The 3600-nt window shown below is 77.1% G+C and carries 1 protein-coding gene and 1 pseudogene; one reads left to right on the forward strand and one right to left on the reverse strand.

Annotation, left to right across the window (positions count from 1 at the left end; all coding sequences use genetic code 11):
• Positions 1–2396 (reverse strand): hypothetical protein (locus ICW40_RS16760; RefSeq protein WP_221655151.1); only part of this gene is annotated, 2396 nt, incomplete at its 3' end.
• 283 nt (positions 2397–2679) lie between these two features.
• Here ICW40_RS16760 and ICW40_RS16765 point away from each other — a divergent pair.
• Positions 2680–3600, forward strand: a pseudogene (locus tag ICW40_RS16765) (hypothetical protein); the annotation flags it as partial.

The following is a 3600-nucleotide window of genomic DNA, read 5'->3' on the forward strand; positions in this document are numbered from 1 at the left end:
CCGTCCGTCTCCGCGGCGACCTGGTCGCCGTCGCGCGGCTGCGGGACCACGGCGCCGTCCGCGGCCTCGTCGACCGGCGCGTCCGGCGCGCTCGCGTCACCCGCGTCGGTGAGGCCCTCCGCCGGGCCGGCCGTCCCGTCGCCGGTCGCGTCGTCGTGCTGCGCCTCCGGCGCCTCGTCCGTCACGGCCTCCGGTGCGTCCTCGAGCGCGGCGAGCGCCGCCTCGTCGTCCGCCGCGAGGTCGCCGTCGACGTCGACGTCCCGGTCACCCGCGACGACCTCGACCTGGTCCGGCACGCCGTGGTCCGACGAGTCCTGGGCCAGCTCGGCCCGGTCCGCCTCGTCCTGGTCCAGCTCGCCCTGCTCCCGCTCGGTCTCGTCCGTCTCGTCCGTCGCACGGAGGTCCGCAGCGACGAGGTCCGCAGCGGCGGTGTCCGCAGCGACGAGGTCGGCCGCGACGAGGTCGGCCGCGTCCACGTCGGTGAGCTCGGCGTCGTCGTCGCCCGTGGCCGCGACGCCGGCCGCGGACGCGGCGAACCGCGCCTCGACGTCGTCGGCGCGCTCGAGGATCGCGCGCGACGGCGCGCGGTCGTGGCCGAGGAGGTTGCGCAGCTCGTCGAGGTAGGACGTGATCGACTCGCGCTGACGGTTGAGGTCCTCGACCTGCCGGGCCGCGCTCGTGCGCTCGCGCTCCGCCTCGGTCATGGCCTCCGACAGCGTGCGCTCGGCGTGCTCGCGAGCCTCGGCGACCACGCGGTCGGCGTTGCGGCGCGCGTTCGAGAGCAGGTCCTTAGCGTGCGCGTCGGCGTCGCGACGGATCTTCTCGGCCTGCTCCAGCGCGTTGGCGACGCGCTGCTCGGCCTCCGCGGCGTGCGCCTCGGCGTCCGCCACCAGGCGCTCGGTCGCCGCGCGCGCGGTCTCGTGCCGCTCGGCGTCGGCGCGCTCCGCCGCCTCGCGCCGCGTGGCGATGTCCACCTCGGCGTCGGCGAGCAGGCGGCGCACCTGGTCGCGGATCGCCTCCGCCTCCTGGGTCGCCGTGCCGGTGAGCTCGGCCGCGGTGCGCCGCGCCTCGGTGAGCAGGCGGTCGACCTCGAGCCGGGTCGTCTCGCGGAGCTCGGTCGTCTCGCGCTCCGTCGTGCCGCGCAGGTCGCTCGTCTCGCGCTCGGTGGTCTCGCGCAGCTCGGTGGTCTCGCGCTCGGCCGTCGCACGCAGCTGGGCGACCTCCCGGTCGGCCGTCTCGCGCAGCTCGGCGGTCTCGCGCTCGGCGCCCGCGCGGAGCTCGGTCGCGTAGATCTCGGCCTCCGCACGCAGCGTGGCGACGTCCTCCGCGGCGGCGTTGCGCTCGACGGTGAGCTCGTCGGCCACCGCCGAGCGCTGCTCGGCGACCTCGCGGTCCGCGGTGGCGCGGACGAACGCGGCGTACTGGTCGGCCTCGGTGCGCAGCGCCGTCGCCTCCGTCTCGGCGCGCTGCAGGACGCCGCGCGCCTCGCGGTCCGTCACGGCCCGCACGGTGTCGGCGTACTCCTGCGCATCCGCCCGCATGGCCGCGACCGCGGCCTCGGTGCGGGCCTGGAGCTCGGCCGTCTCGGTCTGCACCTGCGTGCGGAGCGAGGCGGCGTACTGCTCGGCGTCCGTCCGGAGCGCGGCGGTCTCGGCCTCGGTCGTGCGGCGCAGCTCGGACGTCTCGGCGTCCACCGTGGCGCGCAGGTCCTGCGCGTAGCGGTCGGCCTCCTCGCGCGCCCGGCTGGTCTCGGCCTGGGTCGTCGACCGGAGCTCGGCGGCCGTCTGCTCGGTCGTGACCCGGAGCTCGGTGGTCTCGCGCTCGACGGTCGCCCGCAGCGTGCCGAGCTCGCGCTCCAGGCCGGTGCGGCGCTCGTTCTCCTCGGTGGTGATCGCGCTCGAGATGCGGGCCGCCTCGCGCTCGGCGGAGCCCACGAGCTCCTCGGCGCGGCGCTGGGCCGCGGTCAGGGTGCTCTCGGCCTCCGCGTTCGCGGTGCTGCGCACCTCCTCGGCCTCGCGCCGTGCGGTCGCGAGCATCTCGGCGACCTCGTTCTCCGCCCGGGCGCGGAGCTGACCCGCCGAGAGCTTGGCGCGCGCGAGGGCGTCGGACGCCTGGGCGTTGGCCTGCGCGAGAAGGTCCGAGGACTGCTCCTCGGCCGAGCGCAGCAGCTGCTCGATCCGCGAGCCCAGGCCCGAGTACGTCGGGCGCTCGGCCTCGCGCAGCTGCCGGTGCGCCTCCGAGAGCTCCCCGGCGACCTGCATGGCGCGCGCGTCCAGCTGCTCGACCTGCGTCCGTGCGTCGTTCAGCTGCTGCTCGAGCGCCTGGAGCCGCTGCTCCACCTGCGTGCGCTCGTAGCCACGCATGACGACGGGGAAGAGCGATCGCTCGTCGGGCACGAAGACCTCCTGGAGGTGCACGCGAACGTGCACGGGCGTGTGCGGCCGGCCGCCTGCGCACCGGCGGGGCCCCGTGGCGGACGAGCCGGCCCGGACGTCCCTGCCGAGCGCGCGGCGGAGTCACGGCCAGGGTAACGGTCCGTCACGACCGGCCACAGCCCGTCCGTGGACCGGCCGGACGCCCGGCGCCACGGCCGGGGGAGCGGGGGGTGGCGACGGTCGCCACCGCGAAGCCCTGCACGGCCTCCCCTATGGTGGATCGTCACGTCTGAAGGGACGGTCCGTGCTGCAACGTGCTCTCGCGTCGCTGCTGTGCCTGCTCGGCGCAGCCGCGATCGGCCTGGGGATCGCCTCGGCCACGGCTTGGCGACCCTCCGACACGCTGGCCGCGACGGCCCGCGCCGGGGAGGGCGCGACCCTGCTCGTCACCGAGCCGGGCGTGCTGGACCTCGCCGCCGAGGACGTCACGATCCGCGCCACCGCGCAGGGCGACACCCCCGTCGTCCTCGCGATCGGGCGGACGGCGGACGTCGAGGCCTGGGTCGGCGACGACGCGGTCACCCGGGTCACCGGTCTCGCCGACCGCGAGACCCTGCGTACCGAGGACGTCGAGGCGGCCGCACCGACGGAGCCCGAGGCGGGGGACCCGGCTGCACCTGTCGACCCGGCTGCACCTGTCGACCCGGCTGCGCCTGTCGACCCGGCCGCGCCGCCCGTCGAGGAGCCCGTCATGCTGCCGCCCGACCCGACGGGGTCCGACCTGTGGCTCTGGGAGGCGAGCGGCGAGGGCGAGGCCGAGCTCGAGTGGTCGGCGCAGGACGGCCGCTGGAGCCTTCTCGTGGCGACGACGGGCGAGGACGCCGCGTCACCCGCCGTGACGCTCACGTGGCCGCAGGTCGTGACGACGCCCTGGTACCGCCCGGGCGTCGTCGTCGGCACGCTGCTGCTGCTCGCCGGCATCGCCTGGTGGGCGCTCCTCCTCGTGCGGTCGCGCCGCGAGCCGGCGGCCGCGCCGGCCGTGCCCGCGTCGACCGGGGCCTCGTCACCCGCGACCGGCACGGCGATTGGGTCCGCGGCGACCGCATCCGCCGAGGTCGGGTCGGCGGCGACTGGCTCTGCAGCGTCCGGATCGGCGACGACCGGCTCTGCAGCGTCCGGGGCAGCCGGGATCGGTGCCGCAGCGGGTGCCGGGGCGCTCCGGCCC

Source organism: Actinotalea ferrariae, assembly GCF_019733465.1.
Taxonomy (GTDB): domain Bacteria; phylum Actinomycetota; class Actinomycetes; order Actinomycetales; family Cellulomonadaceae; genus Actinotalea; species Actinotalea ferrariae_A.